At 61.5% G+C, this 24,628-nt stretch carries 22 protein-coding genes and 2 pseudogenes; 11 read left to right on the top strand and 13 right to left on the bottom strand.

Going from position 1 to position 24,628, the window contains the following annotated elements:
- The first annotated feature begins 431 nt into the window (after positions 1-431).
- The 4 genes and pseudogenes from P3S72_RS18270 to P3S72_RS18255 all read left to right on the top strand — a co-directional run bounded on the left by P3S72_RS18270 (position 432) and on the right by P3S72_RS18255 (position 4,569).
- The gene (locus P3S72_RS18270) at positions 432-3,125 is read left to right on the top strand and encodes a M10 family metallopeptidase C-terminal domain-containing protein (RefSeq protein ID WP_276193467.1); all 2,694 of its coding nucleotides are present in this window, start codon (positions 432-434) and stop codon (positions 3,123-3,125) included.
- A 313-nt stretch (positions 3,126-3,438) separates the two neighbouring features.
- Positions 3,439-3,750 (top strand): annotated as a pseudogene (locus P3S72_RS29580) (helix-turn-helix domain-containing protein); the annotation flags it as partial.
- Positions 3,744-4,034 (top strand): annotated as a pseudogene (locus tag P3S72_RS18260) (GFA family protein); the annotation flags it as partial. The pseudogenes P3S72_RS29580 and P3S72_RS18260, both read left to right, overlap by 7 nt.
- A gap of 97 nt (positions 4,035-4,131) precedes the next feature.
- Complete coding sequence (locus tag P3S72_RS18255; RefSeq protein ID WP_276193466.1) at positions 4,132-4,569, top strand: GNAT family N-acetyltransferase; 438 nt, start codon at positions 4,132-4,134, stop codon at positions 4,567-4,569.
- 263 nt (positions 4,570-4,832) lie between these two features.
- On the opposite strand, the gene P3S72_RS18250 is transcribed toward P3S72_RS18255, so the two are convergent.
- Positions 4,833-5,105, bottom strand: a complete 273-nt coding sequence (locus P3S72_RS18250; protein WP_276193464.1) for a fructose-bisphosphate aldolase — start codon at positions 5,103-5,105, stop codon at positions 4,833-4,835.
- Positions 5,106-5,355: 250 nt separating this feature from the next.
- Positions 5,356-5,679 carry a hypothetical protein gene (locus P3S72_RS18245; protein WP_276193463.1) on the bottom strand — a complete coding sequence of 108 codons (324 nt, stop codon included), beginning with the start codon at positions 5,677-5,679 and terminating at the stop codon, positions 5,356-5,358.
- Positions 5,680-6,213: 534 nt separating this feature from the next.
- On the opposite strand from P3S72_RS18245, the gene P3S72_RS18240 reads away from it, so the two are divergent.
- The 3 genes from P3S72_RS18240 to P3S72_RS18230 are packed head-to-tail and all read left to right on the top strand — an operon-like array spanning position 6,214 to position 10,529.
- Positions 6,214-7,800: a ShlB/FhaC/HecB family hemolysin secretion/activation protein gene (locus tag P3S72_RS18240; RefSeq protein ID WP_276193461.1), complete on the top strand. Its 1,587-nt coding sequence runs from the start codon at positions 6,214-6,216 to the stop codon at positions 7,798-7,800.
- Between the two features lie 7 nt (positions 7,801-7,807).
- Positions 7,808-9,634: a filamentous hemagglutinin N-terminal domain-containing protein gene (locus tag P3S72_RS18235; RefSeq protein WP_276193459.1), complete on the top strand. Its 1,827-nt coding sequence runs from the start codon at positions 7,808-7,810 to the stop codon at positions 9,632-9,634.
- Positions 9,603-10,529, top strand: a complete 927-nt coding sequence (locus P3S72_RS18230) for a FecR domain-containing protein (RefSeq protein ID WP_276193458.1) — start codon at positions 9,603-9,605, stop codon at positions 10,527-10,529. The genes P3S72_RS18235 and P3S72_RS18230 overlap by 32 nt, the downstream gene beginning before the upstream one ends.
- Positions 10,530-10,553: 24 nt before the next feature.
- Here the strand turns inward: P3S72_RS18230 and P3S72_RS18225 are convergent, their stop codons facing one another.
- Both P3S72_RS18225 and P3S72_RS18220 read right to left on the bottom strand, forming a co-directional pair.
- Positions 10,554-11,021, bottom strand: a complete 468-nt coding sequence (locus P3S72_RS18225; RefSeq protein WP_276193456.1) for a copper chaperone PCu(A)C — start codon at positions 11,019-11,021, stop codon at positions 10,554-10,556.
- Positions 11,021-11,626 carry an SCO family protein gene (locus P3S72_RS18220; RefSeq protein WP_276193455.1) on the bottom strand — a complete coding sequence of 202 codons (606 nt, stop codon included), beginning with the start codon at positions 11,624-11,626 and terminating at the stop codon, positions 11,021-11,023. The genes P3S72_RS18225 and P3S72_RS18220 overlap by 1 nt, the downstream gene beginning before the upstream one ends.
- A 361-nt stretch (positions 11,627-11,987) precedes the next feature.
- On the opposite strand from P3S72_RS18220, the gene P3S72_RS18215 reads away from it, so the two are divergent.
- From P3S72_RS18215 to hemN, 4 genes are all read left to right on the top strand, one after another.
- The gene (locus tag P3S72_RS18215; RefSeq protein ID WP_276193454.1) at positions 11,988-13,304 is read left to right on the top strand and encodes an OprD family porin; all 1,317 of its coding nucleotides are present in this window, start codon (positions 11,988-11,990) and stop codon (positions 13,302-13,304) included.
- Positions 13,305-13,400: 96 nt separating this feature from the next.
- The gene (locus tag P3S72_RS18210) at positions 13,401-13,844 is read left to right on the top strand and encodes a hypothetical protein (protein ID WP_247405576.1); all 444 of its coding nucleotides are present in this window, start codon (positions 13,401-13,403) and stop codon (positions 13,842-13,844) included.
- 90 nt (positions 13,845-13,934) lie between these two features.
- Positions 13,935-15,254, top strand: coding sequence for a coproporphyrinogen III oxidase (locus P3S72_RS18205; RefSeq protein ID WP_276193453.1), 1,320 nt, complete (start codon positions 13,935-13,937; stop codon positions 15,252-15,254).
- Positions 15,241-16,626: an oxygen-independent coproporphyrinogen III oxidase gene (gene hemN, locus P3S72_RS18200; protein WP_276193452.1), complete on the top strand. Its 1,386-nt coding sequence runs from the start codon at positions 15,241-15,243 to the stop codon at positions 16,624-16,626. Before P3S72_RS18205 ends, hemN begins: the two co-directional genes overlap by 14 nt.
- A 1,107-nt stretch (positions 16,627-17,733) precedes the next feature.
- Here hemN and P3S72_RS18195 read toward each other — a convergent pair.
- From P3S72_RS18195 to P3S72_RS18155, 9 genes are read right to left on the bottom strand one after another with little or no spacing between them, the layout of a single operon-like run.
- The gene (locus tag P3S72_RS18195) at positions 17,734-19,188 is read right to left on the bottom strand and encodes a cytochrome D1 domain-containing protein (protein WP_276193451.1); all 1,455 of its coding nucleotides are present in this window, start codon (positions 19,186-19,188) and stop codon (positions 17,734-17,736) included.
- Complete coding sequence (cobA, locus tag P3S72_RS18190) at positions 19,185-20,009, bottom strand: uroporphyrinogen-III C-methyltransferase (RefSeq protein WP_276193450.1); 825 nt, start codon at positions 20,007-20,009, stop codon at positions 19,185-19,187. Before cobA ends, P3S72_RS18195 begins: the two co-directional genes overlap by 4 nt.
- A 44-nt stretch (positions 20,010-20,053) precedes the next feature.
- Complete coding sequence (nirJ, locus tag P3S72_RS18185) at positions 20,054-21,235, bottom strand: heme d1 biosynthesis radical SAM protein NirJ (RefSeq protein WP_276193449.1); 1,182 nt, start codon at positions 21,233-21,235, stop codon at positions 20,054-20,056.
- A gap of 12 nt (positions 21,236-21,247) precedes the next feature.
- Positions 21,248-21,748, bottom strand: coding sequence for a nitrite reductase (locus P3S72_RS18180; RefSeq protein ID WP_276193448.1), 501 nt, complete (start codon positions 21,746-21,748; stop codon positions 21,248-21,250).
- Positions 21,723-22,166: an AsnC family transcriptional regulator gene (locus P3S72_RS18175; protein ID WP_276193447.1), complete on the bottom strand. Its 444-nt coding sequence runs from the start codon at positions 22,164-22,166 to the stop codon at positions 21,723-21,725. The genes P3S72_RS18180 and P3S72_RS18175 overlap by 26 nt, the downstream gene beginning before the upstream one ends.
- The gene (locus P3S72_RS18170; protein ID WP_276193446.1) at positions 22,159-22,674 is read right to left on the bottom strand and encodes an AsnC family protein; all 516 of its coding nucleotides are present in this window, start codon (positions 22,672-22,674) and stop codon (positions 22,159-22,161) included. The genes P3S72_RS18175 and P3S72_RS18170 overlap by 8 nt, the downstream gene beginning before the upstream one ends.
- Positions 22,671-23,129, bottom strand: coding sequence for an Lrp/AsnC family transcriptional regulator (locus tag P3S72_RS18165; RefSeq protein ID WP_276193445.1), 459 nt, complete (start codon positions 23,127-23,129; stop codon positions 22,671-22,673). Before P3S72_RS18165 ends, P3S72_RS18170 begins: the two co-directional genes overlap by 4 nt.
- A gap of 1 nt (position 23,130) precedes the next feature.
- The gene (locus tag P3S72_RS18160; RefSeq protein WP_276193443.1) at positions 23,131-24,300 is read right to left on the bottom strand and encodes a cytochrome D1 domain-containing protein; all 1,170 of its coding nucleotides are present in this window, start codon (positions 24,298-24,300) and stop codon (positions 23,131-23,133) included.
- Positions 24,297-24,614 carry a cytochrome c gene (locus P3S72_RS18155; RefSeq protein WP_276193442.1) on the bottom strand — a complete coding sequence of 106 codons (318 nt, stop codon included), beginning with the start codon at positions 24,612-24,614 and terminating at the stop codon, positions 24,297-24,299. The genes P3S72_RS18160 and P3S72_RS18155 overlap by 4 nt, the downstream gene beginning before the upstream one ends.
- Positions 24,615-24,628 lie beyond the last annotated feature (14 nt).

Here is a 24,628-nt window from a genome sequence, read left to right as displayed (position 1 = left end):
TGGGGTTCGTATATTGATAATAAAAGCGTGGAACTTGTCAGCGATGTATTTGCTGATAGTAGGAGGTCGTCCCGGTGAAAATGCAAGTTTGTTAACGTCTTACACGGCAACTGATAATGGTTGTAAGAACGTGAGTGGTTGATGAGTTAGAGTGTTTCTGAGTGCTGTAGGATTTGGTTCCTTTGCTCTCGATTGTAGTGTGTTTCTTTATTTTTTGTTGTTAAAACATTGGGTTGGAACGGTGTGTTGTATATTTTGCGTTTTTTGGGCATGAGTGAAAGTTTGATTGTTTGTCAGGATGGTACTTTTATTTCCATGTGTTAAATAGGCTTTGGAATTCTATGGGAGGATAGGGTAACTAACGACTGAGGAGGTCGGTCGTTTGTAGTTCTGTTTGTGGTTGTCCAGAAAAACTAATCTAAGGTTTATTTATGACGCTTTCTGTTTCACCCTCCTTTCCATGCTGTATAGACCCTGGCTTACTGAGTGCGCTGCCTGATCACTCGATTTTCTACGGGGGGGCCAAGAAGCCAAACTTCAGCACGGACGAAGCTGCAAAACATATCACGCGTGGTAGTTATAAGTTTCACGATAGAAACAGCGATGGACAGGTCGTGATCTCTTATCGTTTTGAGGGCAATCTGACCCCAGGGCAAAAAGAGAGAGCCCTGCAGGCGTTGCGCTCCTGGGCGGATCTGGCCAATGTGACCTTTGAGGAAAATGCCCAGAACGCGGACGGATTAATAACTATAAAGGATATACCCGATGCTCGCGGCGGTGTGGCGACATTCCCGTTGAAAAACTTCGCCAATGTATCGGCAGATATTGGTACTGAGGACGCAGAGAGTTATCCAAAGCTGGGCAGTGATTTTCCATTTGTCGCGGTGCATGAATTGGGCCATGCCATTGGCCTTGAACACCCTGGCGGTTACAACGGTGGTGGCAGTTACGATGACAACGCCGATTACACCGAGGATACCCGGGCGCGCTCTGTGATGAGTTATTTTTCCGAACTTCATCGGCCGGGTTATGATTTCAATCACCTCTTGCCTTCCGCGCCAATGATGGATGATATCGCGGCGATCCAGCGTGTTTATGGCGTAAATACCAAAACCCGAAATACCGATACAACGTATGGCTTCAACTCCAACAGCGAGCGTGATGCTTACAGTCTGAAAAGTGCTGACGACAAGCCGATTTTCTGTGTGTGGGACGGTGGTGGAGAAGACACTCTGGACTTTTCCAACTTCGTCCAACATCAGGTCATCAACCTCAATGCCGAAGCGTTCTCTGATGTAGGGGGGCTCAAGGGGAATGTCTCGATTGCCAAAGGCGTGACCGTGGAGAACGCCATTGGTGGCAACGGCAATGACAACTTGACCGGTAATCAGGCGAACAATCGCCTGAAGGGCGGCGGCGGGGCGGATACGTTGACGGGCGGTAGTGGCGCAGATACGTTCATCTACGCGCAGGCGAGCGACTCTACGCCCGAGGCGCCCGATATGCTTGCCGACTTCACCTCTGGCGTAGACAAGATCGATGTCTCTGGGCTACTCAAAAAGTCGGGAATTAAAGCGCTCAATTTTGGTGGTCTGAACGGACGGCCTGGTGATGCACTGCTGAGCTTCGACCATAAAAGTGGAATGGGAAGTCTTGCCATCGATCTGACGGGTAATGGCAAGTCAGATCTGTTGGTCAACAGCAAGGGTGAAATCAAGTCGGGTGATGTGCTGGGATACGACGGTAAACCGGATGACCCCACGCCCAAACCCAAGCCGCGTAGCCAGGACACCATTTATGGGTTCAACTCGACCAGTGGTCAGGCTGAGTCCACCCTCACCTCGTCGTCAGACAAACCTCGGTTCAAGGTCAAGGACGATGGCGGAATCGATACCCTGGATTTTTCGGGATTCACCCAGAATCAGATCATCGATCTGCATGCCGGGTCGTTGTCTGACGTAGGCGGGATGAAGGGCAGCGTGTCGATTGACGCGTCGTCCACCCTTGAAAACGCGATAGGAGGCACAGGCAACGACCTGTTGATCGGTAACCACGCGGGGAATCGACTTAACGGGGGCGGTGGCGCCGACAAGTTATGGGGGGGAGGTGGCGCAGACATCTACGTGTACGACAAGATCAGCGACTCCGCACCCGATAGCCCTGACCTGTTGATGGACTTTGCGTCGGGCGAGGACAAGATCGATGTGTCCAGGCTTATGCGCGATGCTGGCGTTAAAAAGTTGAACGTTGTGAATACACTATCGGGGAGCGCCGGCGACGCTGTCCTGAGGTTCAACGGCGAAACTGGCTTGAGTCGCCTTGGCATTGACCTGGCGGGGGACGGTAAGGTTGACCTGTTGGTGACTGCGTTGGGTGAGATCAAGCCAAGTGACTTGGTGGCGCATGATGAGAAGGAGCCTGATCCGAAGCCTGATCCGAAGCCGGAAAAAACTGAAGACACCATCTACGGCTTCAACTCCAACACTGGCAAGCCGCACATGACGCTGGTGTCTGCCAACGACAGACCCGAATTCGTCGTGCATGACAAGACCGGCAATGACACTGTCGACTTTTCCGGCTTCAGCCAGGATCAGACCATCAGCCTGCGCGGCGGTACACACTCCAGCGTAGGTGGAATGAAGGACACTATTTTTATCACGAAGAAAACGGTCGTTGAAAATGCCATCGGCGGAAGTGGCAATGACCGGATTATCGGAAACAAGGCTGATAATGTCCTGGTGGGTGGCGCCGGGGCTGATCACCTGCTGGGCGGTGGTGGCTGGAACACCTTCAAATACAACGCTGCTTCCGACTCTGCGCGTAACAGGCCAGACCTGCTGCTGGACTTCGCCACTGGCATGGACAAGATTGATCTGTCCGCCGTCGGACAGGGTGAAGGCATCACGCTGAACTATGTCGATAAATTCACCGGCAAGGCAGGTGACACCATGATCACATTCAACCCCACCACCGCGCGCTATCTGTTGGCGGTGGACCTGACCGGCGATGGTAAAACCGACTTTCTTATCAAGAGCACGCGTTTAATCAGCCCGGAAGACGTAGTTGGTCTGACGATGGAGAATGAACAATATATGTTGCGGCATGAGGGGGTGTTAGGCGCTTGAAAAAAATCAGAGGTGTACGTTAATCGAAAAGTATAAATCGGGGGGTGCGTGACCATCAGGTATTAACGATGGTCATGGCCCTCTTTTTATGCGTTTTTATTGAACTGGATGTTAGGCGCTAAACGCCCGTACATATCCGTTTCTTCGGTAACGGCCACTGATGGTTCCGCTCTTGCGGCGGCTCACTTTTGAAAAGCGCAAAAGTAAGAAAAACGCTCTTGCCGGTATGACTCATCCACATGGGTTACCAATCAGTTCACACACATAGATAACAGTTTTTAACTGACAGGGTCGATTTCGCGAGGATCTGACCATGCCCTGGAGAGAGCTCAAACCTATGGACCTCAACGTGATGTTCATCGTTGAGTATCTATCTGAAAAGCACAGCTTTAGCCGGCTGTGCCAGGACTACCCGATCAGCCGAAAGACTGGCGACAAATGGGTCGAGCGCTATGAACTGGAGGGACCCAGTGGGCTCGACGAACGTAGTCGCCGAAGGCACCACCAAACCTATGTGGTGCCGCTGGTTGTGAGGCAGGCAATTATTGAGCTTCGTTCGGTTGGCGAAACGATTCCAGGTCCTAAAAAGATCCAGAACGACCTGATGAAACGTTTTCCGGGGCAGCATTCGCCTCTTACGGGAGCGTTCCCCGTCGCGCGCTTCGAATACTTGGCGGCTCCATCAGCATCAAAACCTATGCGTCTTCCGAGACTGTTTTACGCAAGTTCTGCGCGGAGTGTGGTTCGATCCTTTTCTGCTCACGATCACAAGGTGAGTTTGCGAACTGGGTTTTGATAGCACTGGGCACACTCGACACGCGCTACGTGCCTCAAAAGCAGAAACACGTTCATGTCGATACCGCAGCCCCCTGGTACACACCATCCCACCCCGGCCCTAAGGTTGACTGACGGCGTTGAGTGGATTGGTGCCTCTTGCATCGCTCAACCTGTCCGCACGAATATTCTCTTTCGGTGAAAATGGCTCACTCCAAATCAGGGGCGATGAATGAAATATGTCGAGATTCAACAGATCGCACATCTGCCACCACAGATTCTTACCTTGGAAAAAGAAGCGATTGGGGAGGGTTTCAGGTTTCTCACTCGCCTGATTGCCGAATGGCACTCCAGGGCAAATCGCTTCGATGCGCCCGGCGAATGTCTGATGGCGGCATATTTGAACCAGCAACTGATAGGCATCGGAGGCCTGTCGGTTGATCCATATGCTGAGAACAATACGGCTAGACTGCGACGCGTGTACGTCGCAGCTTCGTCAAGGGGGAAACACGTCGGACAGACGCTGGTGAAAGCACTTGTTGAACATGCGGCTCTTCGGTTCGAGATATTGCGTCTTTCTACCGATACCTCTGAGGGAAACGCGTTTTATCTGCATTGCGGCTTCAGGCGTTCAGATGACGTGCACGCCACTCATGTCATGCTGCTTTAGAACGCCTGATTCAGACTGCACTCGGCCCGTCTTCACTACGTTGGTTGCTGGTCAAATCGGTGCTATTACGCAGCCAAGTGAGGTGGTCTGGTGGCCGACCTGATTCTGGTGGCCGGACTCGGTCAACTGTGGGAGCTGTCGAGCCCCCGCGAGGCTGCGATGGCGGCGGCACAAACACCGTCAAATCCAATTTCCCCCCAACTTTCAGTTCACCAAAAACCAGAAAACCCGCCACAGCGGGTTTCCTCATAACTCAAATCACATCAACTCACCGCAGGCGAATCAAACCCGCGTCGTTCCATCACCGTAAACACATCCGCCACATCCTGGACCATGATCCTGGCGGTATTGGCGGCGGTATTGATGTCGTGCTCGGCATAGTCGGACACATTGGAACAGGCCATCAGGTGCAGGTAGGCGAGCGCGGCATTGAGGCGCTCGCTGGCGCAGGCGTGCAACTCGCTGAGCGGGGCCGGGTAGTCGGTTGCGGTTTGGGACATAGGGGTGAAGCGGCGGGGCGGATTTTGATGGGTCATAAGGTTCGATTCTATTTGGGAAAAAAGAATGACCACCTTGCTGCTGCGAAACAGATTGGGTGGCAACTGTGCGCGGGTTCGCAGACCAGGAAGAATCACCCCCGGCAGACCCGAAGGTCTCCCACGCACAGCCGCCATAAAGCGAGACGCAGGCGGACTCCGCCTGATCGCCGCGCTCAAGCCAGGGCCGACAACGCATCGGCCTGGCTGTGCTGAGTCACGCAGGCGTTACCCCTGATCAGCGATGGGATTACTCGCTGGGTCCGACGTTTTGGATGTTCAGTTGCTGCAGCCGTGCGTCGAGTTGCGTGCCGAAGTTGTTGACCGCCTTCAAGTGTCCCGGGCTGTAGGTGTCATCCGGACGGTCCGGGCGGAAGTGGACGGACAGCGGCACCACGTTGCCCGGCGGGTTCAAGTTGTTATCGAAGTAGGGCTTGCCGTGGTGTGGGTTCAGATCCTTGATGCCGTTAGCTTCTGCCACGTCAAAAAAGGTATCCAGCGTGCGGTATGCATCCTCTTCTCTTACGCCCATGCGTATGGTTTCCCTGTCAGGCGCGCCTGCTTGGGGGCGCATACGCAACTCTTCGGGCGGTGCAGCGTTGAGCGGGCTGTTCAACGGCGAGTGCGGTGGAATTCCTATCATGGTCAATACTCAAAGGCTGTTGAAGTGAAAACGGCTATTAGCCGTTTCCCTATGTGGGCAGCCTTCAAATACGGTTCCGTCAGGCACGGGCGGCGATTGATGCAGGTTATGTCGCCCGCACCGCCGAGGGGCGGTCAACGCAGCGAGTTCAGCATTTTTTGCAACATCTCATCACGCTGCGCCAACTAGTGCGGTGTCGGTCGGTGCAATCGCCGGAATTACCGACGTCTGGAACGGCCCGGTCGTCGCCACCACGCGCTCTTTCGGCGCGAAGGCATCGGATACAGAGCGCTCGGTTGCGGCCGCCCGTGGCGGGGTGATGCGCGCAAACCCTTATGGATGCGAGGGAAATATATTTCGAAATGGCAATATAGTGGCTACAATCCGCGCCACGGGGGACTCGCCCCTGCTGGCTCTTCACGCAGCGTAAGCCGTTTAAACCTCACGCTGCCCAAGGGCCAATCCATGATCGATCGTTTCATGCAGTTGCTGGTGCCTGCGTCATTGGCGCTCTGCACTTCTTTCGCGGTGGCCGCTGATAGCGAACCGCTGTCTCCACGCTTTGACATCACCCGCTTTGAAGTCCGCGGTAATACGCTGTTGCCAGCCCTTGAGCTGGAGCAGAGTGTGGCGCCGTTCGTCGGCACCCAGCGCGATTTCAGCGATGTGGCCAAGGCCCAGGAGGCGCTCGAAGACGTCTTCCATCGGCACGGCTATCAACTGGTGCGCGTCAATCTGCCTGAGCAGGAGTTGAACGGCGGGGTGGTGGTGCTGGAGGTGGTGCAGGTGCGTGTGGGCACGGTGACGGTGACCGGCAATCAGCATTTCAGCGAGGCGAATGTGCGCCAGTCCTTGCCGGGCTTGCAGGAAGGTGGCTCGCCCGACCTGACGGCGGTGTCCAAGAGCCTGAAGCTGGCCAACGAAAACCCGGCCAAGCAGACCGTGATGAAACTCAAGAGCAGCCCTGCCGGCAACAGCGTCGACGCCGATGTTCAGGTGAACGACGAGTCGCCGTGGAGCGCCGCGCTCAACCTGGATAACGGCGGCGCGAAGGAAACCGGGCGCACCTACGTGGGCGCGGTGCTGCAAAACGCCAATCTGTTCGGCCGCGATCAGGTGATGAGCCTGCAATACACCACCACGCTGGAGAAGCCCGAGCGCGTCAGCGTCTACGGCCTTGGCTACCACCTGCCGCTGTATGCGCTGGGCGATTCCCTGGACTTTTTCACCAGCTATTCGGACGTCGACAGCGGGACTGTGACGGCGGGCATCTTTGACCTGGCGGTCAGCGGACGGGGTACGGTCTTCGGCTCGCGCTACAACCAAAACCTGGCGACGGTGGGCAATTACCAGTCCAAGTTGATCTACGGTGTCGACTATCGGGCCTATAAAAGCAGCCTGGAACTGTTCGATGTACAACTGGGTAACGACATCACCGTGCATCCCGTCAGCCTCGGCTACCAGGGCACTTGGGTGCGCGTGGATGGAGACGCGAACGTCGGGCTGTCGCTGCTGCACAACATTCCCGGTGGGCCCAAGGGCCAGCAGCGCGATTTCGACCTGGCGCGCGCCCATGCCAGGGATGACTACACCGCGTTGCGGTTCGCGACGAGCATCACCCAAATCCTGCCGGCTGCCTGGCAGTTACGCGCCGCGTTGAACGGTCAGTACACCAAGGATGCCCTGGTGCCGGGCGAGCAGTTTGGGGCGGGCGGGGCGTCGTCGGTGCGGGGCTTCCGTGAGCGCGAAGTGAGTAACGACTCGGGTGTGGTCGGCAACCTGGAAGCCTACACGCCGCCGCTGTGCCTGGGGGGAGGGAGCTGGCAGTGCCGCGCCCTGGCGTTCTACGACGTCGGCTACCTGACACGCAACGACGCACTGCCGGGCGAGTTCGAGCACGTCAACCTGAGCAGTACCGGCCTGGGCCTGCGCCTCATCTACCGGCGCAACCTCAACCTGCAAATGGACTACGGCCATGTGTTGCATGCCCAGGCCAGCGAAACCCAGCGTGGCGATGATCGCCTGCATGTCCGTCTCAGCCTGGCCTTTTGAGGGTGCCATGAACATCAAACTTACCTTAATGGCGCTGTCCCTGGCTGCGGCAACGAGTGCCATGGCGGCACCGGTCAACCCGGTGGTCGTCAACGGCCACGTGACATTCACCCAGGACGGCAATGCCCTGACCGTCACCAACAGCCCTAATGCAATCATCAACTGGTCGAGTTTTTCCATCGCCCAGGGCGAGCTGGTGCGTTTTCAGCAGCAGAGCAGCAGTAGCAGCGTGCTCAACCGCATCACCGGCCAAGACCCCAGCGTGATCCTCGGCACGTTACAGTCCAACGGGCGGGTGTACCTGATCAACCCGAACGGCATCGTGTTCGGTGGCGGTTCCCAGATCAATGTCGGTGGCCTGGTCGCGTCGAGCCTGGCGATTTCCAACGCCGACTTTCTCGCCGGTAACCGGCGCTTTGCCGCCGACGGGGCGGTCGGCCAGGTGAGCAACCAGGGCGCGATCACGACGCCGTCGGGTGGCCAGGTGTATTTGATTGCGCCGGATGTGAACAACAGCGGCATCATCACCACACCTCAAGGCGAAACGGTGTTGGCGGCGGGGCACTCGGTGCAATTGGTCGACTCCAGCAACCCTGGCATGCATGTGGTGGTGTCGGCGCAGAAAGACCAGGCGCTGAACCTGGGCACGGTGATCGCCCAGGGCGGCAACATTGGCATCTATGGCGCGCTGGTCAACCAGCGCGGCACGCTGAATGCCAACAGCGCCGTAGTCGGAGCCGGCGGCAAGGTAGTGCTCAAGGCCAGCGGCAGCACCTTGCTCGAAGCCGGCAGCACCACCACCGCCACGGGCGTTGATTACGGCGGTGATATCCAGGTGTTGGGCGAGCAGGTCGGTGTGATGGGCAATGCGCGCATCGACGCCAGTGGCCAGCGCGGCGGTGGCCGGGTGTTGGTGGGCGGTGACTACCAGGGCAAGAACTCGGCGGTGCTGAATGCCAAGCAAAGTTATGTGAGCAAGGATGCCCGGATTTCCGCCGATGCGCTGGCCAGTGGCGATGGCGGCAAGATCATCGTCTGGGGCAATGACACGACGCGGGTCTATGGCACGCTGTCGGCACGCGGTGGGGCGGCCTCGGGCAAGGGCGGTTTTGTCGAGACGTCCGGGCATTTCCTGGATGTGGCAGGCGCGCGGGTCGATACGCGCGCGGCCCACGGGACGGCCGGCGTCTGGCAGTTGGACCCGGCGAATATCCTCGTCACCTCGTTCCTCTCCGGCCCTTCGGCCTCGCTGGGCGACGTGTCGGCTTTCGCCAACGCCCCGGGCGCCGACAGTGAAATCGATGCCGATCTGCTGTCCAATGCAACGTCCAACGTTTTGCTGCAAGCCACCCACGACATCACGTTCTACACGGGCGTTAACAACACCAACGACGGTGTCAGCCTCACCGCCCAGGCGGGCAACAACATCAACGTCAACTCGCTGATCCATTTCAACGGGGATATCACCCTGGCGGCCAACCATAACGGCGCGGGCACGGCCAGTGGCAGCGGGCGGGTGTTCACCGAGGGCGTGCCCACCGCAGGCGGGCGCTTGACGATCACCGACGTCGACCGGCTGCCAGAGCCGGTGCCAGTGCCAGAGCCGGTGCCAGTACCCGCGTCAGTGCCGACGGAACCGGTCTCTGTTGCGTTGAACTCAACACTGTCCCTCCTCATGCTCCTCGGCACATCCGACTTGCCGGGTTCCAATGGTTCGTTCGGGATGAATTCCAGTAATTTGCCCAAGGCGCCCGACGACAAGTCGACCACAACCCCAAATAATGATTCCCAGGCCGTCAAAAATGACTCTCTTAAAAAAACCTTCTGCAATTGACTTGCTGCTGTTGCTGGCGCTGGTGAGTGCGGCGCCATGGGTTCAGGCCGCCCCGGCGGCCGGTACCGTAATTCATCTGAGCGGGCCGCTGTTCGTCAAGAAACTCGACGGCAGCATGCGCGTGCTGGGCGAACAGTCGGTGGTGGAAGTCGGCGATACGTTATCGACCCAGGGCAAGGGCTATGCGCAAGTACGCCTGCGCGATGAGAGCCTATTGACGTTGCAGCCGCGCACGACGTTGAGCGTGGACACGTTTGCCTACGATGTGGCTTCGCCTGCGACCGATGCAGTGGTGTTCACCCTGAAACAGGGCGGGTTGCGCTCGGATGGCGGGTTGCTGGGCAAGCGCAGCCAGGATCGCTCGACGTTGATCACGCCCGGTGGCCGTATCGGCCTGCAATCGGCCAGCGTGGTGGTGTATTACCAGCCGGCGGCAGTTGTCGCGACGCATGCTTCGACCCGGCTGAAAAGCCTGGCCGTGGGGTTGGCATCATCGGCTGGGCACACCGACTCATCTTACCGCGCCTTCGCCGCTGCGGTGTCGGCGCGTTATGCGTATCGCCTGGCCAATGTCCTGGCATCGGCCGAGTCATGGGCGGAGCAAGGGCGCGCTTCGCTCGCGGTGTTCTCGTCTGAGTTGCCGGCAAAGTCGCCAGTTCTCGCTCCGGGTTTATACGTGCAGGTTTTAGATGGCGTGATCAACATAACCAACGGCGGCGGAACGCAGAATTTCGCGCCCGGCCAGTTCGGATTCACGCCAGGCTTCACTACTGCGCCAGTGGTGGTACCGAAAAATCCCGGCATGCTGTTAACTTCGCCGCCCTCATTCACCGCGTCTACGCCTAAGGCGAATAGCGGTAGCGAATCGACTGACGTCAAATGTGAGGTGCGCTGAGCCCTATTGCGTGCGATATACCGATCAATGCATCTTGCCAGGGTCCATGCCACCCAACGCGCGGGCAGCCGCCTTGACCTCGACGCTCTGCTGCTCGCCCTTGGCATTTTCCACGGTCAAGGTCAGCGGCACTTGGTCGCCTTCCTTGATCTGGCCGGTCAGGCCCATCAGCATCACGTGATAACCGTTCGGGTCGAGCTTGACCGCTGTGCCCGCGGGCAGGGCGATTGAGTCCACCGGGCCCATGCGCATCACGTCGTCCTTCATGCTCATTTCATGGATCTGTACGTCCTTGGCCACCGGCGAGGCGACGCGCAGCAGTTTGCTGTCGCTGTCGGCCGTCACGGTCATGAACGCGCCGCTGGATGGCTGGCCCGGCACCGTGGCGCGCACCCACGCGTCGCTGACGTGGACCTGGGCGCTGGCGTGCGCGGCGAGACCCAGCAGGGACAGGCCGATCAGGGTGCGCTTGAGGTGTTGAACGGCAGTCATTAGCAGACCTCCATGACGGTGAGCAGGTCTTCTGCGCACTCTTTAGCGGTAAGGGATGCCGACAGGCCCAGGCGCAGGTTGCCGCGGGTGTCGAACACGAAACTGGTGGCGGTGTGAGACAAGGTGTAGGTGTCGCCGGCGGGGACCTTTTCATAAAAGATCCCGAACTCCTTGGCAGCCACGGCGATTTCTTCCGGGGTGCCGTACAGCGCTTCGAAGCTGGGGTCGAAGGCCTTGACGTACTTGTCGAGAATCTGCGGCGTGTCGCGCTCGGGGTCGAGGGTGATAAAAATCACCTGCATGATTTCGCCGTCGCGGCCCATCAGTTTCTTGGCCTGGGCGGCGCGGGCGAGGGTGGTCGGGCACACGGCCGGGCATTGGGTGAAGCCGAAAAATACCATCGGCATCAGGCCACGGAACGAACTCAGGGTGACGGTTTCACCCTGGGTATTCTTGAGCTTGAAGGTGCGGCCCATGATCTTGTCGCTCAAGTCCTTGCCGTACTTGAAATTCAACTTGGGGCTGTTGTCACAACCGGCCAGCAGGCCCAGACCCAACAGGCCCATGCCGGTCAGGACGTTGCGGCGGGTGAATAACGTATTCATCAACTGTGCATCCTGTGAAGCGCCTGCCTTGCTCTGGATCTATACACCAGGCGTTGAAAAGGAGTAAACGCGGAGGGCGCCAAGTCTACCAACCCTGGCCAGTCTGCGTAATCTGCGACGTTCTGCCACAGGGGGGGCGCCGCAGTGAGCGTGGCCGTCGTGTTCCTGATCAGCCTGCTCGCAGGCGGCTGCGCGCGTGGGATTGTTACAAGAAATGAAAAACTGAATGACGGTTTTAGCGACTGTTTCCCGGCCGCCCAACGCTATACCGTGCGCGCACCCGTTGAATGCAGCACCACCCGACCTACAAAGAACAGGGCTGGGCTGTGACGGGTCGCCTCAATTACTTTCAGGAGCCTTCATGAATCACAAGACTTGCATGGCGCTCGCCGTCTCCCTTGGCGCCGCGCAGCAGGTGGCTGCGTCGGGTTTTATCGACGACAGCAAAGCCACTCTCGACCTGCGCAATTTCTACTACAACCAGGACACTCGTAACGCCAAGGCCCCTACGGATAAGGAGTGGGGCCAGGCGTTCATGTTCAACTACCAGTCCGGTTTCACCGAGGGCCTGGTCGGTTTTGGCCTGGACCTGCAAGCCATGTACGGCCTGCGCCTGGACGCCTCGGGGCGCGCAGGCAAGGCCGGTGAGGACTACACCCCCGGCAGCGTTTTTCCGTTGTCCGATGGCAAGGCCGCCAACGACTTCAGCAAAACCGGCGCCACCGGCAAGATGCGCATCGCCCAGACCCAGTTCAAAGCCGGCACGCTGATGCCCAAGCTGCCCGTGCTGACCACCGAAGACGGCCGGCTGTTGCCGCAGACGTTCCGTGGCTATCAAGTGGACTCCAAGGACCTGGAAGGCTTCAACCTGATCGCCGGTAAAATCGAGCAGGTATTGGACCGTAACTCCAGCAACGGCCAGGGCATGTCCATCGCCGGTGCGAATGATCCGGTCAAGGGTAAGTCCAGCAACCAGTTCTACTACGGCGGGGTGGATTACGCCGTCAGCAAGCAACTGCAACTGCAGTACTACTACGCCACCCTGGAGAACTTTTACCAGCAGCACTTCTTGGGCCTGGTCCACAACTGGCAGTTGCCGGTGGGGCAGCTCAAGACCGACCTGCGCTATTTCTACAGCACCGCCGACGGCAAGAACGCCAGCGCCGCCGGGCGTGGCGAAGGTTATGTCAGCTCCGGGTATTACGGCGCGGGCGTCAACGCCGGCAAGGTCGACAACCGCCTGTGGAGTGCGCTGTTTACCTATGGCCTGTACGGCCATTCCGTGAGTCTCGGTTATCAGAAAACCACCGGCGAAAGTGACTTTCCCCATATCAACCAGGGGCAGGGCCGTTCGCTGTACCTGATTACCAACGCCCAGTCGCTGAAGTTCGTCAATGCCGGGGAGCAGGCCACGGTGGGCAGCTACGCCTACGATTTCAGCAGCCTTGGCATTCCGGGCCTGCGCTCGAGCGTGACCTATATCCACGGCAGCAACATCCAGGCGGCGCGTCGCGACAACAGCGAATGGGAGCGCGACCTGCGTGTCGATTACGTGATCCCCTCGGGCACGTTCAAGGGCCTGGGCCTGACCTGGCGCGGTGCGGTATGGCGCGGGAATGACACGGCCGACAAGGACGAGACGCGGCTGATCGTCAGCTACAGCATCCCGCTGCTGTAAACCGCGCAGCCGCAACGGCTTGATCGGTATCAAGGCCTGGCCGTGCGCCAGGCCGCACACTGAAGTCCCAACGGCCGGTCCCCTTGAGAGGCCACCATGCTTTACCCCCTGTTTCTAGTGGCTCACCTGTTCGCCGCGCTGATCTTCATCGGCACGGTGTTTTTCGAGGTGCTGATCCTGGGGCACCTGCACCGGCAATTGCCGGCGCGGGTGATGGTCTTGGTGGAGCAGGGCGTCGGCCAGCGTGCCCGGGTATTGATGCCGTGGGTGTTGCTGGTGCTGTTCGGCGCGGGCCTGGGCATGGTCTGGTTACGATACCTGCCAGTGCTGGCTGCGCCGTCGGCCTCTGCGTTTGGCACCTTGCTGACCCTCAAGCTGATCCTGGCCGCCAGCGTGCTCGTGCATTTTCTGCTGACCATGGCGCGGATGCGCTGGGGCTCGGTGAGTGCGCGTTATGTGCGCTGGGTTCATCTGAGCCTGTTCGCGCACATGGTCGCCATTGTGCTGCTGGCCAAGGGCATGTTTTACCTGAGCTGGTAGACGGGCGGGGCTGCGACCTTGACGCATATCAAGGTGCGTTGCCGGGTCGCACCGGACAATGCACCACCGCCGCCCGAACCGGAGTCTGTCATGCGCACCCCTCTTCATCCCGCTCGCTTTCGTCACGATCAAGGCGTGTTGGACCTGGCTTGCCAAACAGACACCCGCCGCTTCCATGCCGGTGTCGGCTCCCTCGACCTGTTGCGCGCCTTGCGCGACAGCCGTCTGCGCCAGCGGCCCCTGGCGCTGAACCTGCACTGGCCGACGAGCGACGTTGGCGGTGACTATTGGCACAGCCTCGCCCAGGAAATCCATCTGATCGGCTGCCAACTCGGCCGCCGCCAGCCGGTCGATCACTTTCACCTGCGCGGCACCACACCGGCGTTCGCCCAAGTGCAGCAGTTGATGGCGCTGTTGCATGAGCGCTTCAATTTTCTCGACCACGACCGGGGCGACTACTGCATCGACCTCGACCCCTGGCACATGGACTGGGCCACGATGGGCCTGCTCCGCGGACAAGGCTTCAACCATGCAAGCATCGGCGTGCCGGACGCCAACCGCGAGGGGCCGCTGTGCCAGGCGCGGTATCAGGACCCGGCGCCGATCGAGTCGCTGGTGGATGCGGCCCGCACCTTCGGGTTTCGCTCGGTGAACATCGACCTCGGCTACGGGCATGCATGGCAGACCCCGGCCAGTATCGAGCTGAAACTGGCCAGCCTGATCGCCCTGGAGCCGGATCGCTTGCAAGTATTCGATTACGCCCACGCGCCTTCGCGCTATCAATCCCAACAACCCCAGGCGTTCTGCAGCGAGTCGGATAAGAGCGCCATGCGCCGTCTCTGCTTTCAGCACCTGGCGGCGGCGGGGTATCACTACATCGGCCTGGGCCAGTTCGCCCGCGCCGACGATGACCTCAAGCAAGCCCAGGAACGCGGGCGCCTGAGCCGTAACTGCGAGGGCTTCACCCTGCACGGTTACTGCGACCACGTCGGTTTCGGCCTCGGCGCCATCAGCCAGATCGACACCCTGTGCGTGCAGAACACGGCCGATGCCCGCGAGTACCGCGAACAGTTGGGTAATGCTCAGCTCGCCACGCAGCGGGGCTGGTTTCGCGAGACTTCTGACCCGGTGCGCCTGCACGTGGCCGAACGCCTGGCCTGTGACCTGGAACTGGATGTGCAGGCGGTGGAACGGCGCTACGGACTGGTGTTCGCGCGCTATTTCGCCTACCTGTGGCCGCTGCTGGAAGCCCTGCACCGCGACGGTCTGATCGAGCTGTCCGCGACGTTCATCTGGTTGCTGCCGGCCGGCCTGCCGCACGTGGATGGTATCTGCGCACTGTTTGAACGGGCAGCGCTCGCCACCCCGGTCAGTGCCAACGACGAGGTGATCGACTATGAGTGCGTTTGAATTCGACCGTGCCCTGGTGCACAAATACGACCGACCGGGACCGCGCTACACCTCGTACCCGACCGCGCCGCAGTTCAACAGCGCCTTTGCCCTGGATGACTATCATCAGGCGGTCCGCGCCAGCCACCAGGTGGCCGCGCCCAAGGCGTTGTCGGTGTACATCCACATCCCGTTTTGCCAGAGCCTTTGTTATTACTGCGGTTGCCACAAGATCATTACCCGCAAGACCCACCGGGCCGTGGAGTACCTGGCTTACCTCAAGCGCGAGATCCAGATGCAGGCGGCGTTGTTCGAGCGTTCCCGGCGCCTGACCCAGTTGCACCTGGGCGGCGGCACGCCGACCTACCTGGACGATACGCAACTGGCCGAGTTGATGGCCTGCCTGGCCGAACACTTCACCCTGGATGACAGCGACGCCCATGAGTTCTCCATCGAGGTCGACCCGCGCACCATCAGCGTCGAGCGGATCAACACGCTGCGCCGCCTGGGCTTCAATCGCCTGAGTTTCGGCGTGCAGGACTTCGACCCCGACGTGCAGGCGGCGGTCAATCGCGTGCAAAGCGAAGCGCAGATTCTGCAACTGGTGGCCGCCGCCCGTGAGGCACGCTTCAAGTCGGTGAGCGTCGACCTGATCTATGGCCTGCCGCTGCAAACCGTGGCCAGCTTCGACGTGACCTTGAACAAACTGATTGCCCTGCGCCCCGACCGTGTGGCCGCCTACAGCTACGCGCACTTGCCGAGCCAGATCCGCGCCCAGCGCATGATCCGCCCCGAAGACATGCCCCCGCCGGCGCGCAAACTGGAACTGCTGGAACTGACTATCCGCCGCCTGACCGAGGCCGGTTACGTCTACATCGGCATGGACCACTTCGCCTTGCCCGACGATGAACTGGCGCTGGCCCGCGCCAACGGCACTTTGCAGCGCAACTTCCAGGGTTATTCGACCCATGCCGACTGTGACCTGATCGGCCTTGGCGTATCGGCCATCGGCAAGGTCGGTGACAGCTACAGCCAGAGCGTCAAGGAGCTGTCCCAGTACTACGCCCGGCTCGACGCGGGGATGCTGCCGGTGCAGCGCGGCTATCGGCTCAACCCGGATGACGTGCTGCGCCGTGAAGTGATCAACGGCCTGATGTGCGATGGCCGGGTCGACTTCCCACGGATCGAGGCCACCCACGGGGTGCGCTTCAACGACTATTTCGCCGAGGCATTGGTGCAATTGGATGAGCAGGTGGCGGACGGGTTATTGCTGATCCAGGCCGATGCGCTGCAACTGTTGCCCAAGGGCCAACTGATGGTGCGCAGCGTGGCCATGGCCTTTGACGCCTACCTGGGCGGCGCGCACAAAGGCCAGTTTTCCCGCACGGTTTGAGTGGATAGGGCTGTATGCCCTGTGGGAGCTGTCGATCGCCATTCCGCCCGCACCGAGATCCCCTTGTGGGCGCTGTCGAGCTGCGGCGAGGCTGCGATAGCGGACTGTCAGACGCCAAAAGTGTCAGCAGAACCGGCCCCATCGCAGCCTCGCCGGGGCTCGACAGCTCCCACAGTAGATTTCCATTTCCGCCCGCACCGAGTTCCCCTTGTGGGCGCTGTCGAGCTTCAGCGAGGCTGCGATAGCGGAGTGTCAGGCGCCAAAAGTGTCAGCAGAACCGGCGCCCTCGCAGCCTCGCCGGGGCTCGACAGCTCCCACAGTAGATCGCCATTTCCCCCCGAAGCGCGGTCCCCTTGTGGGCGCTGTCGAGCTTTAGCGAGGCTGCGATAGCGGAGTGTCAGGCGCGAAAAGTGTCAGCAGTACCGGCGCCATCGCAGCCTCGCCGGGGCTCGATAGCTCCCACAGTAGATCTCCATTTTCGCCCGCACCGAGATCCCCTTGTGGGCGCTGTCGAGCTGCAGCGAGGCTGCGATAGCGGAGTGTCAGGCGCCAAAAGTGTCAGCAGAACCGGCGCCATCGCAGCCTCGCCGGGGCTCGACAGCTCCCACAGTAGATTTCCATTTCCGCCCGCACCGAGTTCCCCTTGTGGGAGCTGTCGAGCTTCAGCGAGGCTGCGATAGCGGACTGTCAGGCACCAAAAGTGTCAGCAGAACCGGCGCCATCGCAGCCTCGCCGGGGCTCGACAGCTCCCACAGTAGATCGCCATTTCCCCCCGAAGCGCGGTCCCCTTGTGGGCGCTGTCGAGCTTCAGCGAGGCTGCGATAGCGGAGTGTCAGGCGCCAAAAGTGTCAGCAGAACCGGCGCCATCGCAGCCTCGCCGGGGCTCGACAGCTCCCACAGTAGATTTCCATTTCCGCCCGCACCGAGTTCCCCTTGTGGGAGCTGTCGAGCTTCAGCGAGGCTGCGATAGCGGACTGTCAGGCACCAAAAGTGTCAGCAGAACCGGCGCCATCGCAGCCTCGCCGGGGCTCGACAGCTCCCACAGGGGATTTTCATTTCAACCCATACCGGGTTCCATCGCTGGCGAGCAGGTGTCCGGCGCGATGTTCAGTGCGATGTGCCTTCGGCAAATTCAACCTTGTTGCCCACGTTGTACTTGCCCGACGGTTTGTTCATCGGGATGCGCTTGATCTCCTTGAGTGTCTGGCTGTCGTAGACGATCAACGCTCCATCGGTGGCCCAGATGCTCAGCAACAGGTAGCGGCCATCGCGGGTGAATTCGACGTGGGCGGCGGTCTTGCCTGGCATTGGGCGTAGGGTGTGGGCGATCTCCAGGGTTTGTTTGTCGATCAGGTGGATCGCATCGTTGTCCGGCCCGAAAAACACATCGCTCCACACGTAGCGCGAGTTCGCATGGCTGCGCATGAAAAAACCCGGGCCCAGGGTGGGGATCTGCTTGATCAGTTTCCAGGTCTTGAGGTCGATCACCGAGATTTGCCCCTTGCTGATATTGGGCGTGGCAAACACCCACTGGCCATTGCGCTGCCAATACGTGCCCGAACCCAGGTGCGGCATGCCGGACAGCGGGATGTCGGTGACCACGTGGCCGCTGTCCAGGTCGATGACCTGGCCGCCGCCGGCCTTGCGTGAGGTGGCGATCAGTTGGCGGTAGTCGGGGGAAAACGAAAAGTCATCGAGCACGTCCTGAGCCTGGATTCGCCGGGGTTCGAAGCTCGGCTGGGCGGCGGCATAGGACAGCTCCCAGACTTCATTCACGTCCTTGAGCGCCACGATAAAGCTGTTGCGCGGCGGTGCGGTGTACACCGCGCTGACCCGGGACGCGGTGTCCAGGGTCTTGACCAGCGACAGGTCGCGGGCATCCAGCACCACCAGGTTGCCTGGCAGGTAATTGCCCACCAGCACCCAGCGTCCGTCCTTGCTCACCGCGAGGTTGCGCGTGTTGAGTGCCACGCGGGTCTCGGCGATCAGTTTCAGGTTGTGCAGGTCGTACAGGCTGATCCAGCCGTCGCGCGAGGCGAAGTACACAAAGCGTCCATCCGGCGAAAATTTCGGCCCGCCGTGTACCGCGAAATGGGTCGGGAAGCGGTCCAGCACGGCAAAGGTGTCACCGTCGAGAATGTCGATGTGATGGTCGCCGGACTCCACCACCACAAACAGGTTGAGCGGGTCGGCGTGATGCGAAGGCGTGGTCGGCAAGCGGCTCAGGTCTGCCAGCAGGGTGTGGCTGTTACGGATGTCCTGCTCGTTCCAGGTTGCCGGTGTGGCGGGCGGTTGCTGCAGGAAATTCGCCAAGCCGTCGATCTGCGCGGCACTCAGTTGTGGCGCAAACGCGGCCATCTGACTGGCCGGGCGCCCTTGCTCGATGACCTTGCGCACTTCCTCGGGCTTGATCCGCCCCAGGCTTTCCGGGAGCAGCGCCGGGCCGCTGGCGCCAATGCGGTTGAGGCCGTGGCAGCTTGCGCAGTGACGTTGGTAGTCCTCGGCCGGCGTGCCGTGGGCGGCGGTGGCCCAGAGCAAGGGCACCAGCAGCAGGCGTTTCATACCGCCACCGCTTCGCGGGCCGGTGCCAGGCTGGCGGGGAAGTGCAGGGCGGCCCCGGCGAACAGGTTCACCACGTGGCCAATTACCGTTAGGGTCGGCACACCGGGTGCGCAGTCGGCGGCCATTGTCGGCAACTGGCGCAGGGTGCCACGCGCCACGTGCTGGTCGGCACGCGCGCCGTTGCTGATCAGCGCTGCCGGGGTATCCGCCGGCAGGCCTGCCGCCACCAGGTGTTCGGCGATCAGCGCGAGGTTCGACAGGCCCATGTAGAACACCAGCGTCTGGCTCGGCTCCGCCAGGCTGGCCCAAGGCAGCTTCAACGCGCCGTCGCGTTGCAGGTGCCCGGTGACGAAGCGGCAGGAGTTGACCAGGTCGCGGTGGGTCAGGGGGATGCCGGCATAGGCGCTGCACCCGGACGCGGCGGTGATGCCCGGCACCACCTGGCAGGGCACGCCGTGGGCCAGCAGGTATTCCAGCTCCTCGGCGCCACGGCCGAAGATAAACGGGTCGCCGCCCTTGAGGCGCACCACGCGTTGGCCCTGGTCGGCCAGTTCCACCAGCAATTCGTTGAGCTCATCCTGGGGCAGGCTGTGGCAGCCGCTGGCCTTGCCCACGTAATGGCGCGCGCAAGTCAGCGGGATCAGCGCCAACAACTCGGCGCTGACCAACCGGTCGAAGACCACCGCATCGGCCTGCATCAGCAGGCTCCAGGCGCGCAGGGTCAGCAGGCGCGGGTCGCCGGGGCCGGCACCCACCAACGCGACTTCGCCGGGGTGGAAGGGGCTGTGCAAACTGGCAGGTAAGGCGGTCGGAGTGTGCATGAGACGTCCTTGATACATCATCAGGTGGGCTGCCCCCGGTTGTGTCACCGGGTGGTCGAGCAAGGGATCAGGCTGCAAGGCTGCAGGGCGATCTCGGCGTCGCTGAGGTGGCAACCGGGGTCGGGGCCCCAAAGGTCGCCATCGGCCCAGGCGCGGGTGCGCGTATTGCCGTTGCAGATCGGCAGCCAACGACACTCGGCACATCGCCCGCCGATGGCCCGCGGGTGTTCGCGCAGGCGCAGCAGCAACGGGTCGGGTTGGTCGAGCCAGAGTTGGCGGAACGTGGTGTTGCGCACATTGCCCACCGAATGCTGCCACCAGTAAGTGTCGGGGTGGACCTCGCCGGTGTTGTCGATGTTGGCGACGCCGCTGCCCGAGGCATTGCCGCCCCAGTTGTGCAGCAGGTGTTCCAGTTGCGGGTAATGCTCGGGCAGATGCCGGTGGACCCATTGCAGCAACAGCACCGCGTCGGCGTCGTTGTTGCCGCTGACAAAATCGCTGTCGATGCCGTGCTCGATGTCATGCCAGGCCTGCTGGAATATCAGCATCATCGCATCGCGGCTCATCTGCCGGTGCGCGTCCAACTGGCGGCTGCGCTTGCCGCGCCCGCTGTAGTTGAGGTGCGACAGGTAGAACTTCTGTACATCGTAGTCACGCATCAGCGCCAGCAGTTGCGGCAACTGCCCATGGTTTTCCTGGGTCAGGGTGGTGCGCAGGCCCACGCGAATCCCGGCCTCGCGGCACAGGCGGATAGCGTGCATCGAACGCTGGAAACTGCCCTGCAACTGGCGGAACGCATCGTGGGTCGCCTGTAGGCCGTCGATGCTGATGCCCACGTAATCGAAACGCGCGTCGGCGATCTGCTGGATATTCTGTTCGTCGATCAGCGTGCCGTTGCTCGACAGCGCGACAAAAAAACCTTTGTCGCGGGCATAGGCGCTGAGCTGGAACAGGTCTGCGCGCAGCAGCGGTTCGCCGCCCGACAGAATCAGCACGCGCACCCCGGCCGCGTGCAAGTCATCGATCACCTGGAGCGCGGCCGGGGTGTCCAGTTCATCGCGAAACACACTGTCGGCGCTGGTGGCGTAACAGTGTTTGCAGGTGAGGTTGCAGCGCCGCAGCAGGTTCCAGATCACCACCGGCGGCCGGTCTTTGCCGGGCGGCGAGGTGCGGGGCGGCGGGCATTGTCCGGCCAGGGTACGCAGGTACTGACTGATCCGCAGCATGGGGCGCTCCTTCTAGTGGGCCGGCGTCAGGCGCAGGCCGGTTTTTTTCAGGATGCGGCTGCTCACCAGCATCTCGTCGGCGCGGCAGGCATCGCCGAGCAGGTAGCGCAGGTGCTCGCGGTAGCTGTCGATTTCTTCGCGGCTACGCCCATGCACCATGGCGAACAGGTTGTAGGGCCAGTCGGGACGGCGCGGGCGGCGGTAGCAATGGCTGACAAACGGCTGCGCCCCGATCAATTCGCCCAGGCGCGGCATTTGCTCGTCGCGCACATCCCACACGGTCATGCCGTTATGGCGATAACCCAGGCGGTAATGGTTGGGCACGGCGGCGACACGCCGGATCGCGCCCTCGGCCTGCAGGCGCTTGAGCAAGTCGAGGGTCGACTCGACGCTGATGCCCAACTGCTCGGCGAGCCAGGCCCAGGGATCGTCCACCAGCGGTAGGCCACCCTGGGTGAGGGCGACCAGGCGCAGGGCCAGGCGGTCGTCAGACCGGGAAATACAGACCGACATGGTAGGTTTGCTCCTTCGGCAGATTGAGCACCGCCAACCCCGTCAGGGTCTCGATGCGGGACAGCGTGGTGGCCAGTTCCGCCTCGGTGCCGCAGGCCAGCACGAACCACATGTTCCAGCGGTGTTCGCGGCGGTAGTTGTGGGCCACCTGGGGCAATGCGTTGAGTTGTTCGGCGACCGCCTCAAACCGCGCCTCGGGGACAGTCAACGCGGCCAGGGTGAAGGCGCCACCGAGGCGCTCGACATCGAACATCGGACCGAAGCGCGTCAGCACCCCGTCTTCGAGCAGGTCATGCAGGCGGTCGAGCACTTCACTCGGCTGGCTGTGCAGTTCCTGCGCCACCTGCTGCCAGGGATCGCGCACCAGTGGCAGGCCGTGTTGCAGTCGATTGATCAGGCGCCGGTCGAGATCATCCATGGGCCCACACCTGCGACGACGGCGGCGTAAAGCGCCCACCGCATTGCTTGAAGGCGCGGGTGCTGAACAGCAGTTGGTGCGGCAGGTCACTCAATTGCTGCTGTTCCAGCATCCGCTGGATATGCGCCGTGACCTCCTCGCGCTCGCGGCCATGCACCATGCAGAACAAGTTGTAGCGCCACTGCGGCAGCCGGCGCGGGCGCTGATAACACAGGTTGACGCCGGGCGCGCGGCCCAGGCGGTTGCCGACTTCATCCACCAGCGCATCGGGCACGTCCAGCACCAGCATGGCATTGGCGACAAAGCCCAGGGCGCGGTGATTGAGCACCAGGCCGACGCGGCGGAACAGGCCTTGTTCCTGCCATTGCTGCATCTGTTGCAACACTTGGTCATGGTGCGCGCCGATCTGTTCGGCGAGGTTGTCGTAGGGGCGCGAGACAAGAGGCAAGCCGCGTTCCAGGCATTGGCGCAGGTCGAGCATTTGCTCTTGGCTCAGTGGGACGATCATGGATGCGCTCCCAGGGAAAACCCGAGGTCGATGCGGTAGGCGGTGAGCATCGGCAGGTCCAGGGGGATGAGGCCGGTGTCTTGCTCCAGTTCGTCGAGGATGTGTTGCAGGTGCTGACGGTGCGGGCCAGTCAAGACAAACCACAGGTTGTAGTGATGCTCGCGGGCATAGTTATGGTTGACTTCCGGGTACTGGTTGACGCGTCGCGCCACCTGTTCCAGGCGGTCGACCGGCACCGCCAGGGCGGCCAGGGTGCTGGCACCGGCGCGGGTGTGTTCGAACACCGGGCCGACCCGCGACAGCGAGCCGGCCAGTTCCAGGCGGTGCAGGCACTTCATCAACTGTGCTTCGCTGCAGCCCAACACCTGGGCCATTTCGCGATAAGGTTCGGCGCACAGCGGCATGCCGTGCTGGTAGCGTTCGATCAATTGACGGCTGAGCAGGTCAAGGTCCATTTCAATACCCCATTTTTTGCGCGCGGCTGCTGAAGAAAATTCCACTGGGACTCAAGGCCGGCAAGGTCTTGAGCAAGGTCATGCGGTACGGGTCCCAGATCTGCACCTGCTCGCCGTCGCGCACCGACAGCCACAGCTGTTCGCCACGTCCGGTGAACTCCATGTGCAGCACGCCGGGGCCGGGGCGCAGGTCGGCCACCACGCGGTGAGTCTCGGTGTCGATCACCTGCACGCGGTCGTTGTCCGGGTAGGCGAAATTGACCCACAACTGGCGCCCGTCGGGGCGTGCGGTGACGAAAATCGGTTGGCCTGCCACCTCAATAGCGGCGGTCTGCTGCCAACTGCGCGCATCCATCACCAGCACTTGGTGATGGCCGACGGCGGGCACAAAGGCTTGGTTGTCGGCCACGGCCCAGCCTTCGAGGTGCGGCATCTTGTACACCGGCAGTTTTGCCTGGCCGCGCCCGTAATCCGCGAGCACGCGCTTTACGCCGCGCTCCGGATGCCACAGGTCGAGTTGGGCCATGCCGTCCTCACCGAACAGCCCGGCCATGTAGTAACGGCCGTCGGCGGTGATCAGCGCGTCATAGGGTTGCTCGCCAATGCCCGGGTACCGCGTGATCCGCGGGGTGTTGCCCTGGCTGAAATCGGCGCTCCAGATCTCGCCGCTGTCGAACAGGCTGAACACGAAGCGCTGGCCGGGCGCATCCACCAGGCCCACCACCCGCGAGCGTTTACCGTCGGCCAGGGGCGTGGCGGGAATGTCGGCGACCTGGGCCAGGGTCACCGCATCGAACACCTTGACCCCGCCGGGTTGGTAGTTGGAGACGGCAATCAGGCGTCCGTCCTGGCTGATGGCGCCGCCGATGCTGTTGCCGCCCTGGAGGATGCGTTTTTCAAGGCGTTGGCGCAGCAGGTCGACTTTGGTCAGGCCGCCATCGCGGCCGAAAATGTAGGCATAGCGCTGGTCGCGGGAAAACACCGCCGAGGCGTGGGACAGGTCGCCCAAGCCGTCGATCCGCCCCAGCTGGCTCATCCCGCTGGTTTCGATGATTTGCACACTGGCGCTGGCGCGTTCTATCACCAGGCCCAGGTCGCCAGTCCCGCGCAGCGGCGGTTGGGCACAGGCGCCGAGCAGCAGGCACAGCGATAGAAGAGTGGGACGCATCATGGTGCGGGGCTTCCTTGCAGGAGGCGTTCGACCAGCCAGGCGATCTCGCCGGCACTGAGCAACGGCGCCCAGCCGGGCATCGCGCGGGCAGGGCGGCCATAGGTAATGGTGGCGTTGAGGCTGTCGCGGCTGTGCCCGGCGAGGGCCGCCGGGGTGAGGGGCGGGCCCAGGCCGCCGGTGAGGTACAGGCCGTGGCAGGCGCCGCAGTCCTGGGTCAGCAGGTGTTCGAGGCGGGCGGCGTCCGGTGTGGCCAGCGCCCGCGCGGGAATCAGCAGGAGCAGCGCCATGGCCGTACCGATCGTCGATGCATTCATGGCGCGCTCCTTGT

This window comes from Pseudomonas sp. D3 (assembly GCF_029320995.1).
Lineage (GTDB): Bacteria > Pseudomonadota > Gammaproteobacteria > Pseudomonadales > Pseudomonadaceae > Aquipseudomonas > Aquipseudomonas paraveronii.
The sequence above is the reverse complement of the archived record's forward strand: the minus strand, read 5'-3'. Positions and strand labels throughout refer to the sequence as shown.